Below are 15,732 nucleotides of genomic sequence, written 5' to 3' on the forward strand. Positions count from 1 at the left end.
CTCCATCAAACCCGAAACTTGCCCACCAGCATTTGCAGGTGAGTGCCGAGCCGCGCCAGTTCGACACTGGAGGACGCGGTTTCTTCGCTGGCGGCGGCGGTCTGCTCCGAGACGTCACGCACATTGAGCACGCTGCGGTTGATCTCCTCCGCCACGGCGCTTTGCTGTTCGGCAGCCGCGGCGATCTGCTGGTTCATCGCCTGGATCGCCGACACCGTGCGGGTGATGCTTTCCAGTGAACCGCCGGCACGGCGGGTCAGTTCGACACTGCTGTCGGTCAGGGTGCGGCTGTTGTCCATGATGGTCGCCACTTGCTGGGTGCCGTTTTGCAGGCCGACGATCAGTTCTTCGATCTCTTCGGTGGACTTCTGGGTGCGCTGGGCCAGGCTGCGGACTTCGTCTGCCACCACGGCAAAACCACGGCCGGCTTCACCGGCGCGGGCGGCTTCAATCGCGGCGTTGAGGGCCAGCAGGTTGGTTTGCTGGGCCACGGACTTGATCACGTCGAGCACGCTGCCGATCTTGTCGCTTTCGCGCTTGAGTTCGCCCATGGCCTCGGTGGAGTGACCGACTTCCGCGGCCAGGCGTTCGATCTGGGCGATGGCTTCGCCGACGACTTTGTCGCCCTCCCGGGCTTGCTGGTCGGCGGCGACGGCGGCTTCGGACGCCTCTTCGGCGTTGCGCGCGACTTCCTGCACGGTGGCGGCCATTTCGTTCATGGCGGTGGCGACCTGATCGGTCTCGACCTTCTGGCTGTTGACCCCGGCACTGGTCTGCTCGGTCACCGCCGACAGCTCTTCGGCGGCGCTGGCAATCTGGGTGACGCCATCGCTGATGCCGCCGATCAGTTCGCGCAGCCCTTGGGTCATGCTTTGCATGGCCCGCTGCAACTGGCCGAGTTCGTCGCGGCGCTGCGACGTCAGGTTGTGGGTCAGGTCACCACTGGCGACGCGCTGGGCCACGATCAGGGTCTGGTTCAATGGAATGATGATCTGTCGGGTGATCGCCCAGGCGGCCAGCAGGCCGAAGGCGATGGCCAGCACGGTGGCGAGGGTCAGCATGTTCTTGGCATGGGCGGCGTCGGTGTCACGCACGACGGTTTGCGAGACGGTGAGTTTCTGGCTCATGTCCAACAGGATGTCGCCTTGGGTGGACATGCGTGCCAGGGCCTTGGCGCTGGCCACCTGGGAGTCGCGGAACTGGCTGACGGCGGTGCGATAGGCCTTCAGCGAGTCAGTTGCCTGTTGCAGGTTGGCGATGTGTTCTTCAGGCAGTTTGGTCGGCAGGCTCTCGAGGTTCTTCAGGGCGTTTTCGATCGCGTCGAGGGCTGGCTGTTCGGCTTCGCTCTTGCCGCTGTAGGTGTAGCCGCGAACCTGGAAGCGCGCCTGCTGGATCAGTTTGCTCAGGTCGATCACGCTGTTGAACGCCGCTACGCTGTCACCTTGCAGCATGGATTTTTCCACTTCGGCGACGCGGGCCACGGCATTGTCGGCAGTGGCGCCCAGTTTGCTGCGGGCGTCTTCACGCTGGGCGCCGGCCTGGGTCATGTCGTTGAAGGCGCGGCGGTATTCGGCGACAGCGGCCAGTTGTTGCTCGACCATGGCCGTATCGGCCGGTTGCTCGATCAGGCCGCGGGCGGTCTGCAGGCCGCTTTCGAGTTTGCCCAACAGATCGTTGACGGCGCCGGGACCTTGTTCGCCGCGACGCATTTCGTAATCCTGGCGTGCAATGCGCAGGTCCTTGGTCAGGTCGTTGAGGCTGGCGATGAACCCCAGCTTATCGCCGCGGCTGGTCACGCCGCTCAGGCCGCTCCAGCCGGTGAAGGTGATCAGCAGGGTCAACAGTAGCACCAGACCGAAGCCGATCCCCAGCTTGCGTTTGACGCTGACGTTTCCCAGATTCTCGGCTAGCCATTGGTACATGCTGAAACTCCCCGGACCACAATTTGGTTTTATGGGGGGTGTATCGGCAGGGGAGCCTGAATCTGTAGGCGCTGCCCGATATACGGGCGAATGATGACCTGTGGGAGCGGGCTTGCTCGCGAAAACGGTGTGCCAGTCACTTCAATGCCGACTGATACACCGCATTCGCGAGCAAGCCCGCTCTCACAGGAATTGTGTCGGGATTTAGAAGAGGCGTGCCAGCAGCGCGGTCACGGCGGTTTCGACCCGCAGGATGCGCTCGCCCAGTTGCACCGGTTGCAGGCCGGATTTGCCCAGCAGGTCGATCTCGTAGGGAATCCAGCCACCCTCTGGGCCGATGGCCAGGGTCACCGGTTCGCTGAGTGCGCGAGGGCAGGGCGGGTAATTGCCCGGATGCCCCACCAGGCCGAGGGTGCCTTCGGTGATCGCGGGCAGACGGTCTTCGACGAAGGGCTTGAAGCGCTTCTCGATCACGACTTCCGGCAACACGCTGTCCCGCGCCTGTTCCAGGCCGAGGATTAACTGCTCGCGAATCGCCTCTGGCTCCAGGAACGGGGTCTGCCAGAAGCTCTTCTCGACGCGGTAGCTGTTGACCAGCACGACCCGTGGCACACCCATCGCCGCCACGGTCTGGAACACCCTGCGCAGCATCTTGGGCCGTGGCAGGGCCAATACCAGGGTCAATGGCAGCTTGGCCGGTGGTGGCTGGTCGAGGGTGACGCGCAATTCCGCTTCGTCGGCGTCCAGGCGCAGCACTTCGGCAGAACCCATCATGCCACCGATTCGCCCGACGCGCATGCTGTCACCGACTTCGCAGCGGTGGACCTCCTGCATGTGGGTCAACCGGCGATCACGCAGGATCGCGCGGTCGGCCGCAATGAAATCGGCCTCTTCGAGGAGCAGCAGGTTCACGCTTGGGTCGCTGGCGGCTGGTCGTTGTGATCGTCAGCCGGTTGGTCTTCCGGATGGTCGCCGCGCTTGCTGATCAGGCTGCCGAACAGGATGCCGATCTCGAACAACAGCCACATCGGAACGGCCAGCAGGGTCTGCGAGAAGATGTCCGGTGGTGTCAGGATCATGCCGACCACGAAGCAGCCGATGATCACGTACGGACGGATTTTCTTCAGGTATTTGACATCGACCACGCCGATCCACACCAGCAGCACCACGGCCACCGGAATCTCGAACGCTACGCCAAAGGCGAAGAACAGCGTCATGACGAAATCGAGGTAGCTGGTGATGTCGGTCATCATTTCCACGCCGGCCGGGGTGGCGGCAGCGAAGAACTTGAAGATCAGCGGGAACACCAGGAAATAGGCGAAGGCCATGCCGGCGTAGAACAGAAAGATGCTGGAGACCAGCAAGGGCACGGCGATGCGCTTTTCATGCTTGTACAGGCCGGGGGCGATGAAACCCCAGATCTGGTGCAGGATCACCGGAATGGCCAGGAACAGCGAGACCATCATCGTCAGCTTCAGTGGCGTCAGGAACGGCGACGACACGTCAGTGGCAATCATCGTCGCGCCAGCGGGCAGGTACGCGCGCAGCGGCGTGGAGACGAAGGTGTAGATCTGCTGGGTGAAGGCGAACAGCCCGGCAAAGATGATGAAGATCGCCGCTACGCAGCGCAGCAGACGGGTACGCAACTCGGTGAGGTGCGAAACCAGCGGCATGTGCTGGTCGTTTTCAGGGAGATCGCTCATGGGGCTCGCGGCGGCAAAGTGGTGTCATTGGGCGCTGGCGTTGTCGGCGCGGCGGCTGGAGCAACGGGTTCAACCGGCATCGCTGCCACAACAGGCGCAGGTTCCGCCGTCGGAGCAGGTGTCGGGTCGACAGCCGCGGCAGGCGCAAGAATCGTCTGCGTACCCACATGTTCCACCGGCGTCGGCTCCTGCTGGGTCGGCGTGAAGATTTTCCGCGCCTCCTGCTCAAGCGACAGGATGTGCTCGTTGTGCAGTTGCCGACGAATCTCGTCGGCACCGATTTCACGTTCAACTTCCTGTTTGATTGCGTTGAAGCTGCGCTTCAGGCGCCCGACCCACAGGCCGGCGGTGCGCGCAGCGCCCGGCAAGCGCTCGGGACCCAGCACCAGCAGGGCGACGAGGCCGACGAGCAGCAGTTCAGAGAAGCTGATACCAAACATTAGTCAGTGCTCACACGTCTTTGCGGATCGGCTCTTCGACTTTCTGTGCCTGCACGTCGATGGTGTGCGGCTGGTTCACGGATGCCTGTGGCTGAACCGGAGGAACCGGTTGGGCCGGGGTCGCGTTCGGGTCGGCCGGTTTTTCATCGTCGTTCATGGCTTTGCGGAAGCCCTTGATCGACTCGCCGACGTCAGTGCCGAGGTTTTTCAGTTTCTTGGTGCCGAACACCAGTACCACGACAACCAGGATGACGACCCAGTGTTTCCAGTCAAAAATGCCCATGCTGCTGCTCCTCTCTAATAGTTATTCAGGCGGACGGGCGCGAGGCTTTCTCGGCGTGTCCGGAGAGACCGAAACGACGGTCCAGTTCATCGAGTACAGCCTGTGGATGCTGCCCCAATTGGGCGAGCATGACCATGCTGTGGAACCACAGGTCGGCGGTCTCGTAGATCACATCGCTGCAGTCGCCGCTGACGGCGGCGTCCTTGGCGGCGATGATGGTTTCGACCGACTCTTCGCCGACTTTTTCCAGAATCTTGTTCAAGCCCTTGTGGTACAGGCTGGCGACATACGAGCTGTCGGCGGCGGCGCCTTTGCGCTCCTCCAGTACCTCGGCGAGGCGGGTGAGAGTGTCACTCATGTTTGTGCCCTGCGGAATAGATGGCGTGCGGATCTTTCAGGACCGGGTCGACGGTTGTCCAGTCGCCGTTCTCATAGACGCGGTAGAAGCAGCTCTGGCGGCCGGTATGACAGGCGATGTCGCCGATCTGTTCGACCATCAGGATGATGACGTCGGCGTCGCAGTCCAGGCGCATCTCGTGCAGGGTTTGCACGTGGCCGGACTCTTCGCCCTTGCGCCACAGCTTGCCACGGGAACGTGACCAGTAAATGGCACGGTTCTCGGCAGCGGTCAGTTCCAGTGCTTCGCGGTTCATCCAGGCCATCATCAGGACGCGCCCGGTCTTGTGATCCTGGGCAATGGCCGGCACCAGGCCGTCAGCGTCCCACTTGATCTCGTCCAGCCAGTTTTTCATCTTCGACTCCGACAGCGGGCTCGACACTTCAATAGCCGAGCTCAGGCGTTCAAACAGTGTGCCAGTCGTTCACACAACTGGCTATCGGCGCACGACCAGATACAAACCGACCGCCATCATGATTCCCGCCGGCCAATAGGCCAACTGGTTCAGCGGTCCGCCAGCGGCAAGGACGGCGCCACCGGCCAGATGGGCCGTACCGAGCAGGCGCAGGAACCAGTCGTCACGGCGTCGACGCCACGGTGGCGGCGGGTCGTAGGCGTGGGGTTGGGACATGCGTTCGAGCAGGTCGCGGGCCATGTTGGCCAGGTGCGGGATCTGTTCGAACTGGCTGTGCACGTTGCCGAGCAGGGCTTTGGGGCTGACCCGCTCGCGCATCCAGCGTTCGAGGAATGGCTGAGCGGTGTTCCACAGATCGAGGTCCGGGTACAGCTGGCGGCCCAGGCCTTCGATGTTCAACAGGGTTTTTTGCAGCAGGACCAACTGTGGCTGCACTTCCATGTTGAAGCGGCGCGCAGTCTGGAACAGGCGCATCAGCACCTGACCGAAGGAAATATCTTTTAACGGTTTTTCGAAGATCGGCTCGCACACGGTACGGATCGCCGCTTCGAATTCGTTGAGCTTGGTTTCCGCCGGCACCCAGCCCGAATCGATGTGCAACTGCGCCACGCGACGGTAATCGCGCTTGAAGAAAGCGAACAGGTTGCGCGCCAGGTAATCCTGGTCTTCCGGGGTCAGGCTGCCGACGATGCCGCAGTCGATCGCAATGTACTGCGGGCTCCACGGATTCACGGTGCTGACGAAAATGTTGCCGGGGTGCATGTCGGCGTGGAAGAAACTGTCGCGGAACACCTGGGTGAAGAAAATCTCCACGCCACGCTCGGCGAGCATTTTCATGTCCGTGCGCTGGTCGGCCAGAGTCGCCAGATCGGTAACCTGAATACCGTAGATACGTTCCATCACCAGCACTTTCGGTCGGCACCAGTCCCAATAGACTTGCGGTACGTACAGCAGCGGCGAGCCGTCGAAGTTGCGCTTCAACTGGCTGGCGTTGGCCGCCTCGCGCAGCAGGTCGAGTTCGTCGTAGATGGTTTTTTCATAATCGCTGACCACGTCCACCGGGTGCAGCAGGCGGGCATCGGCCGAGAGTTTTTCGGCGGCGCGGGCGAGGATGAACAGCCACGCCAGGTCCTGGGCAATCACCGGTTTGAGGCCCGGGCGGATCACCTTGACCACCACTTCTTCACCGGTTTTCAGTTGCGCGGCGTGCACCTGCGCCACCGAGGCCGAGGCCAGCGGTTCGACGTCGAAACGGCTGAAGACTTCGCTGATTTTCTTGCCCAGCTGTTCTTCGATCAGCTTGACCGACACTTGCGAGTCGAATGGTGGTACGCGGTCCTGCAGCTTCATCAGTTCGTCGGCGATGTCCTCGGGCAACAGGTCGCGGCGAGTAGACAGGATCTGCCCGAACTTGATGAAGATCGGCCCCAGGTCCTGCAACGCCAGGCGCAAACGCGCGCCACGGCTCAGGTCCAGGGTCTTGCGCGGAAACCAGCGCCACGGCAAGGCGTAACGCAGCGCCCGCAAGAACCAGGGCAGCGGCAGGGCGAACAGCAGGTCATCGAGGCGGTAGCGGATCACGACGCGCTGGATGCGCAACAGACGGCGGACGGCAAGCAGCTTCATGCGTTATCGCTTGGGTCGAGGGATCGGGAAAGGCGCTCGAAACGCGCCTCGAGACGTTCAAGATCAAGCTTGATCTGGTCCAGTTCACTGAATCGCGCTTCGGCTTCGCGCTGACCGACGAGGGTGCGCGATTCTTCGGCCAGGTATTCGCCCAGGTTCTGGTTGAGGCTGGCGAACCCTTGCTGATACCAGCGGGCGCGGCTGCGCAGGTGACCGCCGACCAGTTGCGTGGCCACAGGTCCCAGCCAGCGCGAGAGTTCGTACTCCCAATCCAGCTCCAGGTCCTGGAGGATCGCCGCCAGTTCCAGCAGCACGCCGCTGTCGCCGTCGAGTTCGACTTCAGGGGCGTGCAGGACCGAGGTCTTGTCCTTGCTCATCGCCAGTTTCAACAGGCTCGAGGCCGGTGCACGCAAGGTGCAGTCGGCGCCGGTTTCCCACTGGGAGGCGAGCATCAGGCCTTCGTCGCTGGGCAGGATGAACAGTTGCAGCACCGGGCTGCGGCAATCGACGGCAATCACTTTGCCGGTCAAATGCGCCAGCCGCGGCAGCGCCGTGCTGTCGAGACGCAGCACCCGGTTCAGGCCGAGTTCAACGCTGGCGAGCAGGCCGGCGAGCAACATCAGGGCTTGATGCCACGGTGCAGGGCAACGATGCCGGCGGTCATGTTGTGATAGGTCACGCGGTCGAAACCGGCCTCGACCATCATCGACTTCAGGGTTTCCTGGTTCGGGTGCATGCGGATCGATTCGGCCAGGTAGCGATAGCTTTCCGAGTCGTTGGTGATCAGCTTGCCCATCAGCGGCATGAAGGCGAACGAGTAAGCATCGTAGGCCTTGGACATCAGTGCGTTGGTCGGCTTGGAGAACTCCAGTACCAACAAGCGGCCGCCCGGCTTGAGCACGCGTAGCATCGAGCGCAGGGCATCTTCCTTGTGGGTCACGTTGCGCAGGCCGAAGGCGATGGTCACGCAGTCGAAATGGTTGTCCGGGAACGGCAGTTTTTCCGCGTCGGCCTGGACGAATTCGACGTTGCCGGCCACACCGAGGTCCAGGAGGCGGTCACGACCGACCTTGAGCATGGATTCGTTGATGTCGGCCAACACGACCTGGCCGGTCGGGCCTACCAGGTGCGAGAACTTTCTGGTCAGGTCGCCAGTGCCGCCGGCGATGTCGAGCACGCGGTTACCGGCACGAACGCCCGACAGTTCGATCGCGAAACGCTTCCACAGACGGTGCATGCCGCCCGACAGAAGGTCGTTCATCAGGTCGTACTTGGCGGCTACCGAGTGGAAAACCTCAGCGACTTTTTCCGCTTTCTGGCTTTCCGGAACGTTTTTGAAGCCGAAGTGAGTGGTGGGTTCGGCATCGCTGCCTTTGCGCTGATCAGTCATATCGCTGTCACCAAAAGAGAATGCGCGACATTCTAATCCCCAAGGCATGCTTTGTCTTGGCAAGGCTGAAGGTAAGATGGGCAACCATCGGGACGTTTTGACGCAGCAGAGGTCAAGATGCCTCGGGAAAGCATCCATAAAGCAGGAGTCATTTGATGGCCCGTATTAGTGTTGAACGTGCCCATGGCCTGGGTAAGGAAGCGGCTCGCGAGAAGGCCGACAAGCTGGCGCAGAAACTTTCCGATCAGTATGGCCTGGAGCCGCAGTGGTCCGGCGACACCCTGAACCTCAAGCGCTCGGGCGTGAAGGGTGCGGTGCATGTCAGTGAAGATTCGATCAAGGTCGACGTGGAGCTGGGCCTGATGATGTCGGCCATGAGCGGCATGATCAAAGCGGAAATCGAAAAGGCACTCGACAAGGCCCTGGCCTGATTTCCGAATGAAATCACATCTCCTGTGGGAGCGGGCTTGCTCGCGAAAGCGGTATGTCATTGAGCATTCATGTCGACTGACACACTGCCTTCGCGAGCAAGCCCGCTCCCACATTTGTTTTGTGGTGCCTCTGCTGTTTATGTCAGTTGTTAGGGTGCCGTTTCTAATTTTTCTCCCTACTTTGTGCCAGAGCCCGACACTTTCCCGGGCAGTTCCTCAAACCTTCTGCGCGTGAGGTGCACCATGGCCAAAGTTATTTTGAAGAAAAAAATCGACCCGTCGACCGGCACGCTGGGCGACGTCAAATCCTATGCCCGCAAGATCTGGCTGGCAGGCCTGGGTGCCTACGCCAAGGTCGGCCAAGAGGGCAGCGAGTACTTTCAGGAGCTGATCAAGGCTGGTCAGGTTGTTGAAAAGAAAGGCAAAAAGGTAGTCGCTGAGAAGCTTGAAGCGGCCAATGCCGAGATCGATGAAGCCAAGAGTGAAGTCAGCACTTTCAAAGGCAAGGTCGAGGTTCAACTCGACAAGGTCGAGAAGGCGTTCGACACGCGTGTCGCAAGTACCTTGAATCGTATCGGTATTCCGTCTAAACATGACGTTGAGACACTCTCTGCTAAGCTCGATGAGCTGACGGCATTGCTCGAACGTGTCGCGCGTAAATCTTAAGGAGAACGGGATGGCTGTTAAAAAGAAAACCGAAAAAGAAGGCAGCTCGTGGATCGGGAAGGTTGAAGATTACTCCCGAAAAATCTGGCTGGCTGGTTTAGGCGTGTACTCGAAGATCGACACTGACGGCAGCAAACTCTTCGATGCATTGGTTAAGGACGGCGAGAAAGCCGAGAAGCTCACCAAGAGCGCTGTTGGCAAGACTGTCGACGCCGCCAAGGACTCCGCTTCTTCGGCCAAGTCGCGCATCAGCGGCGTGAAAGATCGCGCACTGGGCAAGTGGGATGAGCTGGAAGGTGCTTTCGACAAGCGTCTGAACAGCGCCATTTCGCGTCTGGGCGTACCGAGCCGCAACGAGGTCAAGGCACTGCACAGCAAGGTCGAAACCCTGACCAAGCAAATCGAAAAACTGACCGGTGCCAAGGTTGCGCCTGTTGCGGCGAAAACCGCGGCAGCCAAACCTGCTGCCAAAACCGCAGCCAAGCCACTGGCAAAAGCAGCGGCTAAACCTGCTGCCAAGCCTGCGGCTAAAACTGCAGCCGCCAAACCGGCCGCAGCCAAACCTGCAGCCAAGCCGGTGGCTGCAAAAGCCGCCGCCAAACCAGCGGCTAAACCGGCCGCCAAGCCAGCTGCGAAAACTGCAGCGGCCAAACCCGCTGCGGCGAAAAAACCAGCGGTGAAAAAGCCGGCAGCTCCAAAGGCCGCCGCGCCAAAACCAGCAGTGGCAGCTGCCAAACCGGCAACGCCGGCAGCTCCGGTCAGCGCTTCGAACTCCGCTACCGCACCGACCCCTGCGGTCACCCCGACTGTCGCGCCAGCTCCATCGACGCCAACCAGTCAGTCCTGATTTTCAGGGCTCAAGAAAACGCCCGGCCTGTGAAGGTCGGGCGTTTTTGTTTGTGTGCGAATCTCTGACCGACACAAGCCCAATGTGGGAGCGAGCTTGCTCGCGATGGGGCCATCACATTCAACATTGATGATGGCTGATCCGCCGCCATCGCGAGCAAGCTCGCTCCCACAGGGGTGGTGGGTGTCAGGGTTATTCGTGGTCTTCCAGGTACTCCATCGCCATCTGTTCGGTCGCAGCCTTCATCGATGGCAGCAGGTGCGGCGCCACCAGCATCATGATCTGGTAAACCACCAATCGCACCTCGCCCTGACGATCAAGAATCCGCTGATAGTCCAGTGAGAAAAGCAACGTCATGGTGATCTGCTCCACCAGTTGCCCCAGTGCCTGGGTATCGCTGACCAGCAGCCCTTGCGCCTTCAATCGTGCCAGCAGTGACGCCAGTGTGCGCTTGAGTGCATTGAGCAGGTTGCGAATGCCCTTGGCCAGTTTCGGCAGGCGCCCGGCGAGGTTTGACAGATCCTGGAACAGGAACCGGTAGTGGGACAGGCGTTCGACGATCAGGTGCAGGAACAGCCAGTATTCTTCGGGTGCCAGCTCGGCATCGGCCGGTGGATCGAGCAAGGGTGCCAGTTCGCCCTGGAAACGCTCGAACAGCCCGAGAATCAGAGGCTCCTTTCCGTGGAAGTGGTAGTAGAGGTTGCCTGGGCTGATGCCCATCTCATTGGCAACTTCCATGGTGGAGACATTCGGTTCGCCCTTCTGATTGAACAACTGCAGGGCACATTCGAGGATCCGGTCGCGGGTTTTCATCCAGTCTTCTTAATGATCGGGTCTTGCCACGGCCGACAGTGGCCGTGGCTCGTTGAACGTCAGCGCACGCGCACGTAAGTACCGGGTGCTGCCTCCATCGGTGGATAGTTCTGGTTGCCGAGCGCCATGTGGGTTTCCTTCTGCGCACCGGAGCGTTCCTGAATCCAGCCAAGCCATTGGGTCCACCAACTGCCATCGACACGCTTGGCGTCGTAGTACCAGGCCCGTGGGTCGCTGCTGAATTTGTCGTTCTCGACGTAGTTGGCTTTCGGGTTGCTCGGCGGGTTGAGGATGCTCTGCACATGGCCGCTGTTGGACAGCACGAAGCGCCGCTCGCCACCGAGCAACAGCGTCGAGCGATACACCGCGTCCCACGGCGTGATGTGATCGTTGATGCCGGCGACGCTGAAGCTGTCGACGGTGACCTTCTGCAAGTCGATCGGCGTGCCACACACTTCCAGGCCGCCCGGATGAGTCAGCGGGTTGTGCTTGAAAAAGTCCAGCAGGTCACCATGCAGGGCGGCCGGCAGGCGCGTGTTGTCGTTGTTCCAGTAGAGAATGTCGAACGCCGGTGGCTCCTTGCCCAACAGGTAGTTGTTGACGAAGTAGCTCCAGATCAAATCGTTGGGGCGCATCCAGGCGAAGACCTTGGCCATGTCGCGGCCGTCCAATACACCTTTCTGATAGGAGCGGCGTTTGGCGGCTTCCAGAGTCTGTTCGTCGGCGAACAGCGTTGCGGGGCTGTCCATCTGGCTGTCGAGCAGGCTCACCAGGTAAGTTGCGCTGGACACCCTGCGCAGCTGCCGTTTGGCCTGCAGGTGTCCTTGCAGCGCGGCGATGGTCAGACCGCCGGCGCAAGCGCCCATCAGGTTGACCTCCCGTGCGCCGGTGATCGCCCGGCAGACATTCATGGCCTCTTCTACGGCTTCTACGTAGGTCGAGAGCCCCCATTCGCGGTGACGCACATCCGGGTTGCGCCAGCTGATCATGAAGGTTTGAAGGCCGTTTTTCAGCGCGTACTGGACGAAGCTGTTGTGGGGGCTCAGGTCGAAAATGTAGTACTTGTTGATTTGCGGCGGCACCACCAGCAGGGGCTTGGAATACTGCTTTTCGCTCATCGGTTTGTACTGGATCAACTCCAGCAGTTCGTTGCGAAACACCACGGCTCCGGTGGAGGTGGCGACCGTCTTGCCAACCTCGAATGCTTGTTTGGTGACTTGCCGGGGCAGGCCGTCGTTGTGCAGCAGATCGTCCACCAAATGGCTGATGCCACGCACCAGGCTGTTACCGCCGGAATTGAAGAGCTCCTTGACCGCCAGTGGATTGAGCAGGGTGTTGGAGGGTGATACGGCGTCGTTGAGCAAGGTGAACGCAAAGTGGGCACGGGCGCGGTCGTCCGGGCTCATGTCGCTCTCGTCGATCCAGCTCTTGACCTGTTTCTGCCAGCTAAGATAAGCCTGCAGGCTGCGCCGATAAAACGGGTTGAGGCTCCATGCCGGATCGGTGAAGCGAGCGTCCTGCGGGTTGGTCGGGTGCAGGGTTTCGCCCAGCAGCACACGACCAAGCTGGCCGCCGAGTTTGAGGGCATGTCGGGCACTGTGCACCGGATTGCGCAAGCCATGGGCGGCCACACTACGCAGGGTCGATAACAGATCCCGACCGCGCAGGCCGGTAATCGCACTCTGTGCATTGATGAACGCGGCGGGAGTCGGTAAGGAATCCCTCGCTGGTTTCTCGCGCATGAGTCAACACTCCTTCGTCTTCAGGCTAAAAACAAACACACCGAACCAGAACACCATAGACGCTGTAACGGGTTGTTGCGCGGCGTGGCGTCCTGCCGGCCGCTGATGCAGCGGTTTAGCTGCCCAATGGCGCCGGACGCGGATGCATCACCGCGCGCTGGCGCTCCTCTTCCAGGAATTTCATGATGATCGGGGCCACCGCTTCGGCCCGGGTAATCAGGAACAAATGCCCGTCATCGATGATGTGCAACTGGGCGTTGGGGATCCGCCAGGCCAGCAAGCGCATGTTGACCAACGGGATCAGCGGGTCATCGTCGCCGGCCAGTACCAGGGTCGGCTGGCGGATCTTGTGCAACCAGTGGATGCTGGTCCAGCCGAGGCCGGCGAACAGCTGCCAGTAGTATCCGAGCTTGCCCGCTGAACGCACCTTGGCCGCATGGCTCGCGGCCAGCGTCGGGTCGCGACGGAAAGCGCCGCCGTAGATCATCGGCGCAATGCGGATCACGTGGGACGGTTGGATGTAGCGTCGCGGGCTGGCCATCATCCACAGCACTTTCGGCTTGCCCGGTACCATCACCGCACCCGCCGCCGTTGCCGCCAGCACGAGTTTCTTGCAGCGCTCCGGATAGTCGTAGGCGAACTGTTGAGCCAGGGCGCCCCCCCAGGACACGCCGATGACGTTGACCTGTCCGTAGTCGAGATAGTCGAGCATCCGCGCTGTGAGCTTCGCAAGGCTCGGAAAACGATACGGCCGGTTTGGTGTCGACGAACCGCCGACGCCGGGTACGTCGAAGGCGATGACTTCCAGGTCCGGGTCCAGTGCCGCGATGAACGGGAACACCAGCTCCAGGTTGGCGCCGATGCCGTTGAAAATCAGCAGGGGCGTCAAGTGAGGCTTGCCGGGGCGTACCGCCGTGCGGAGCGTCTGGCCATCCAGATCGACGGTACGGAATATGAAGGGTTGCGGCATGCTTCTGGCCCTGTGGGTCGCTTTCTCAAATTCTTCCTCGATCCCCTTGTGGGAGCGGGCTTGCTCGCGAATGCGTCAGGTCAATCGACATCAATGTTGAATGATCTATCGCTTTCGCGAGCAAGCCCGCTCCCACAGTAGGGCGAGGTGTGTCAGTTACCGCTCATGCACGTAAGTGCCCGGTGCGGCTTCCCCTTCCGGGTAGGCCTTGTTGCCCAGTTTTGCCGGTGCTTTTTTCAGGTTGCCCGAACGCTGTGCCTGCCACGCCTGCCAATGCAGCCACCAGGAGTCGGCGTGCTTGGTCGACTCTTCCTGCCAGTCATCGGCATTGACGGGCATTTCAGTGCTGGTCATGTAGCGCGATTTCGGATTGCCCGGCGGGTTCAGAATGCTCTGGATGTGTCCGCTGCTGGACAGTACGAATTCAACGTTGCCGCCGAACAGTTGCGCCGACTTGTAGCAGGAGCGCCACGGGGTAATGTGGTCGCTGGTGCCGGCCAGCGAGAAGATGTCGGCGGTGACCTTCTTCAGATCGATCGGCGTACCGCACACTTCCAGTGCATCGGCACGGGTCAACGGGTTACTTTTGAACATCTCGATCAGGTCGCCATGGAACGCGGCGGGCAACCGGGTGGTGTCGTTGTTCCAGAACAGAATGTCGAATACCGGCGGCTCGTTGCCCAACAGGTAGTTGTTGACCCAGTAGTTCCAGATCAGGTCGTTGGGGCGCATCCAGGCGAAGACTTTCGCCATGTCGCGACCTTCGAGTACACCGGCCTGGTACGACTGGCGCTTGGCGGCTTCCAGGGTTTGCTCGTCGACGAACAGGGCTACGTCGCTGTCCAGGGTGGTGTCGAGCACGCTGACCAGCAGGGTCAGGGCGTTGACCTTGTTCTCGCCGATTGCCGCGTAGTGGCCCAGCAGCGCGGTGCAGGTGATGCCGCCGGAGCAGGCACCGAGCATGTTCACGTCTTTGCTGCCGGTGATGGCGGTGACCACATCAACCGCTTCCTTGAGCGCTTCGATGTAGGTCGACAGGCCCCACTCGCGCTGCTCCTTGGTCGGGTTGCGCCAGCTGACGATGAAGGTCTGCATGTTGTTGCGCAGGCAGAACCGCGCCAGGCTCTTTTCCGGGCTCAGGTCGAAAACGTAGAACTTGTTGATCTGCGGCGGTACCACCAGCAGTGGGCGTTCATGCACCTGCTCGGTGATCGGCTTGTACTGGATCAGCTCCAGCACGTCGTTGCGAAAGACCACCGCGCCCTCGGTCACACCAAGGGTCTTGCCGACCTCGAATGCACCCATGTTGACCTGGCTCGGCATGCCGCCGTTATGCACCAGGTCCTTGGCCAGGTGCGAGAGGCCGTCGAGCAGGCTCTTGCCACCGGTTTCGAAGAAGCGCTTGACCGCCGCCGGGTTGGCCGCCGTGTTGGTCGGCGCGAAGGCCTCGGTCATGAGGTTGATCACGAAGTGCCCGCGGCTGACGTCCTTGGCCGGCAGGTTGCTGTCGTCGATCCAGTCGTGGAGTTCCTTGCGCCACGCCAGGTAGGTTTGCAGATAACGTTTGTAGAGCGGGTTCTGGCTCCAGGCCGGATCCGCGAAGCGACGGTCATCGCTGGTCGGCAGCAGCTCGGATTTGCCGAGCAGCACGTTCTTGAGTTCAAGGCCGAAATGAGCGACATGCCTGGCGCTGTGTATCGGTTGTTTGATGGCCTGCCTGAGCACCATTCGAGCAGAAGCCAGTAGATCCTTTCCACGCAGTCCAACGACAGGATTCAGCCCCAAGGTGTTTTCCGAGGCTTGACTCTTCAAGTCATCGTTATTCTTGTTACTCATCTACGACGCTCCATTGTCCTGAGACGAGTACCGGGTCCTGCTGTGTAGTCACACAGCCAATGCCAGGTACTACTGCTCGGGGTGACCGTTAATACTGCATCGCTGCTTTTTTAATGCAGAGAGCACTGCAGGGAACTTGCCAGTTCCATTGGTTACCCGAGTTTAATTTTTTTCGCAAGCAGGCCAATCGACGGCCCTGGAGCGGAGCATTCAAACAGATGAAATTAGAAAATGCCCTCTAATGAGCAAGA

The 15,732-nt window shown here is 60.9% G+C and carries 17 protein-coding genes; 3 read left to right on the top strand and 14 right to left on the bottom strand.

Annotation, left to right across the window (positions count from 1 at the left end):
• Nucleotides 1-5 precede the first annotated feature (5 nt).
• From PspS34_RS01735 to ubiE, 10 genes are all read right to left on the bottom strand, one after another.
• Nucleotides 6-1,922, bottom strand: coding sequence for a methyl-accepting chemotaxis protein (locus tag PspS34_RS01735; protein ID WP_154861193.1), 1,917 nt, complete (start codon nt 1,920-1,922; stop codon nt 6-8).
• A 204-nt stretch (nt 1,923-2,126) separates the two neighbouring features.
• The gene (locus PspS34_RS01740) at nt 2,127-2,834 is read right to left on the bottom strand and encodes a 16S rRNA (uracil(1498)-N(3))-methyltransferase (protein WP_154861192.1); all 708 of its coding nucleotides are present in this window, start codon (nt 2,832-2,834) and stop codon (nt 2,127-2,129) included.
• The gene (gene tatC / locus PspS34_RS01745; protein ID WP_057712372.1) at nt 2,831-3,625 is read right to left on the bottom strand and encodes a twin-arginine translocase subunit TatC; all 795 of its coding nucleotides are present in this window, start codon (nt 3,623-3,625) and stop codon (nt 2,831-2,833) included. The genes PspS34_RS01740 and tatC overlap by 4 nt, the downstream gene beginning before the upstream one ends.
• A complete protein-coding gene (gene tatB, locus PspS34_RS01750) occupies nt 3,622-4,065 on the bottom strand; it encodes a Sec-independent protein translocase protein TatB (protein WP_150811974.1) in 444 nt (147 codons plus the stop codon). The genes tatC and tatB overlap by 4 nt, the downstream gene beginning before the upstream one ends.
• Nucleotides 4,066-4,075: 10 nt before the next feature.
• Entirely contained in the window at nt 4,076-4,348 is a 273-nt protein-coding gene (locus PspS34_RS01755) for a twin-arginine translocase TatA/TatE family subunit (protein WP_057712370.1), read from the bottom strand.
• Nucleotides 4,349-4,373: 25 nt separating this feature from the next.
• On the bottom strand, nt 4,374-4,706 hold the full coding sequence (locus PspS34_RS01760) for a phosphoribosyl-ATP diphosphatase (RefSeq protein WP_007975564.1): 333 nt from the start codon (nt 4,704-4,706) through the stop codon (nt 4,374-4,376).
• Nucleotides 4,699-5,100 (bottom strand): phosphoribosyl-AMP cyclohydrolase, encoded by a 402-nt coding sequence (hisI, locus tag PspS34_RS01765; RefSeq protein ID WP_007989281.1) that lies wholly within the window; start codon nt 5,098-5,100, stop codon nt 4,699-4,701. The genes PspS34_RS01760 and hisI overlap by 8 nt, the downstream gene beginning before the upstream one ends.
• An 81-nt stretch (nt 5,101-5,181) precedes the next feature.
• A complete protein-coding gene (ubiB, locus tag PspS34_RS01770; protein WP_057712369.1) occupies nt 5,182-6,786 on the bottom strand; it encodes a ubiquinone biosynthesis regulatory protein kinase UbiB in 1,605 nt (534 codons plus the stop codon).
• Nucleotides 6,783-7,406 (bottom strand): SCP2 domain-containing protein, encoded by a 624-nt coding sequence (locus PspS34_RS01775; protein ID WP_057712368.1) that lies wholly within the window; start codon nt 7,404-7,406, stop codon nt 6,783-6,785. The genes ubiB and PspS34_RS01775 overlap by 4 nt, the downstream gene beginning before the upstream one ends.
• Nucleotides 7,406-8,176, bottom strand: a complete 771-nt coding sequence (ubiE, locus tag PspS34_RS01780; protein ID WP_007975568.1) for a bifunctional demethylmenaquinone methyltransferase/2-methoxy-6-polyprenyl-1,4-benzoquinol methylase UbiE — start codon at nt 8,174-8,176, stop codon at nt 7,406-7,408. The genes PspS34_RS01775 and ubiE overlap by 1 nt, the downstream gene beginning before the upstream one ends.
• A 155-nt stretch (nt 8,177-8,331) precedes the next feature.
• Between ubiE and PspS34_RS01785 the strand changes: the two genes are divergently transcribed.
• From PspS34_RS01785 to PspS34_RS01795, 3 genes are all read left to right on the top strand, one after another.
• Entirely contained in the window at nt 8,332-8,607 is a 276-nt protein-coding gene (locus tag PspS34_RS01785) for a polyhydroxyalkanoic acid system family protein (protein WP_150811973.1), read from the top strand.
• Between the two features lie 243 nt (nt 8,608-8,850).
• A complete protein-coding gene (locus PspS34_RS01790; protein WP_057712367.1) occupies nt 8,851-9,273 on the top strand; it encodes a phasin family protein in 423 nt (140 codons plus the stop codon).
• A 10-nt stretch (nt 9,274-9,283) separates the two neighbouring features.
• Nucleotides 9,284-10,120, top strand: a complete 837-nt coding sequence (locus PspS34_RS01795) for a phasin family protein (protein WP_154861190.1) — start codon at nt 9,284-9,286, stop codon at nt 10,118-10,120.
• A gap of 192 nt (nt 10,121-10,312) precedes the next feature.
• Here the strand turns inward: PspS34_RS01795 and PspS34_RS01800 are convergent, their stop codons facing one another.
• From PspS34_RS01800 to phaC (PspS34_RS01815), 4 genes are all read right to left on the bottom strand, one after another.
• Entirely contained in the window at nt 10,313-10,933 is a 621-nt protein-coding gene (locus PspS34_RS01800) for a TetR/AcrR family transcriptional regulator (protein WP_057712365.1), read from the bottom strand.
• A 59-nt stretch (nt 10,934-10,992) separates the two neighbouring features.
• Nucleotides 10,993-12,675 carry a class II poly(R)-hydroxyalkanoic acid synthase gene (phaC, locus tag PspS34_RS01805; RefSeq protein WP_154861189.1) on the bottom strand — a complete coding sequence of 561 codons (1,683 nt, stop codon included), beginning with the start codon at nt 12,673-12,675 and terminating at the stop codon, nt 10,993-10,995.
• A gap of 115 nt (nt 12,676-12,790) precedes the next feature.
• Nucleotides 12,791-13,645, bottom strand: a complete 855-nt coding sequence (gene phaZ, locus PspS34_RS01810) for a poly(3-hydroxyalkanoate) depolymerase (protein WP_057712363.1) — start codon at nt 13,643-13,645, stop codon at nt 12,791-12,793.
• Nucleotides 13,646-13,801: 156 nt separating this feature from the next.
• Complete coding sequence (gene phaC, locus PspS34_RS01815) at nt 13,802-15,481, bottom strand: class II poly(R)-hydroxyalkanoic acid synthase (RefSeq protein ID WP_150811970.1); 1,680 nt, start codon at nt 15,479-15,481, stop codon at nt 13,802-13,804.
• Between the last annotated feature and the right edge of the window lie 251 nt (nt 15,482-15,732).

It is taken from the genome of Pseudomonas sp. S34, assembly GCF_009866745.1.
Taxonomy (GTDB): Bacteria; Pseudomonadota; Gammaproteobacteria; order Pseudomonadales; family Pseudomonadaceae; genus Aquipseudomonas; species Aquipseudomonas jessenii.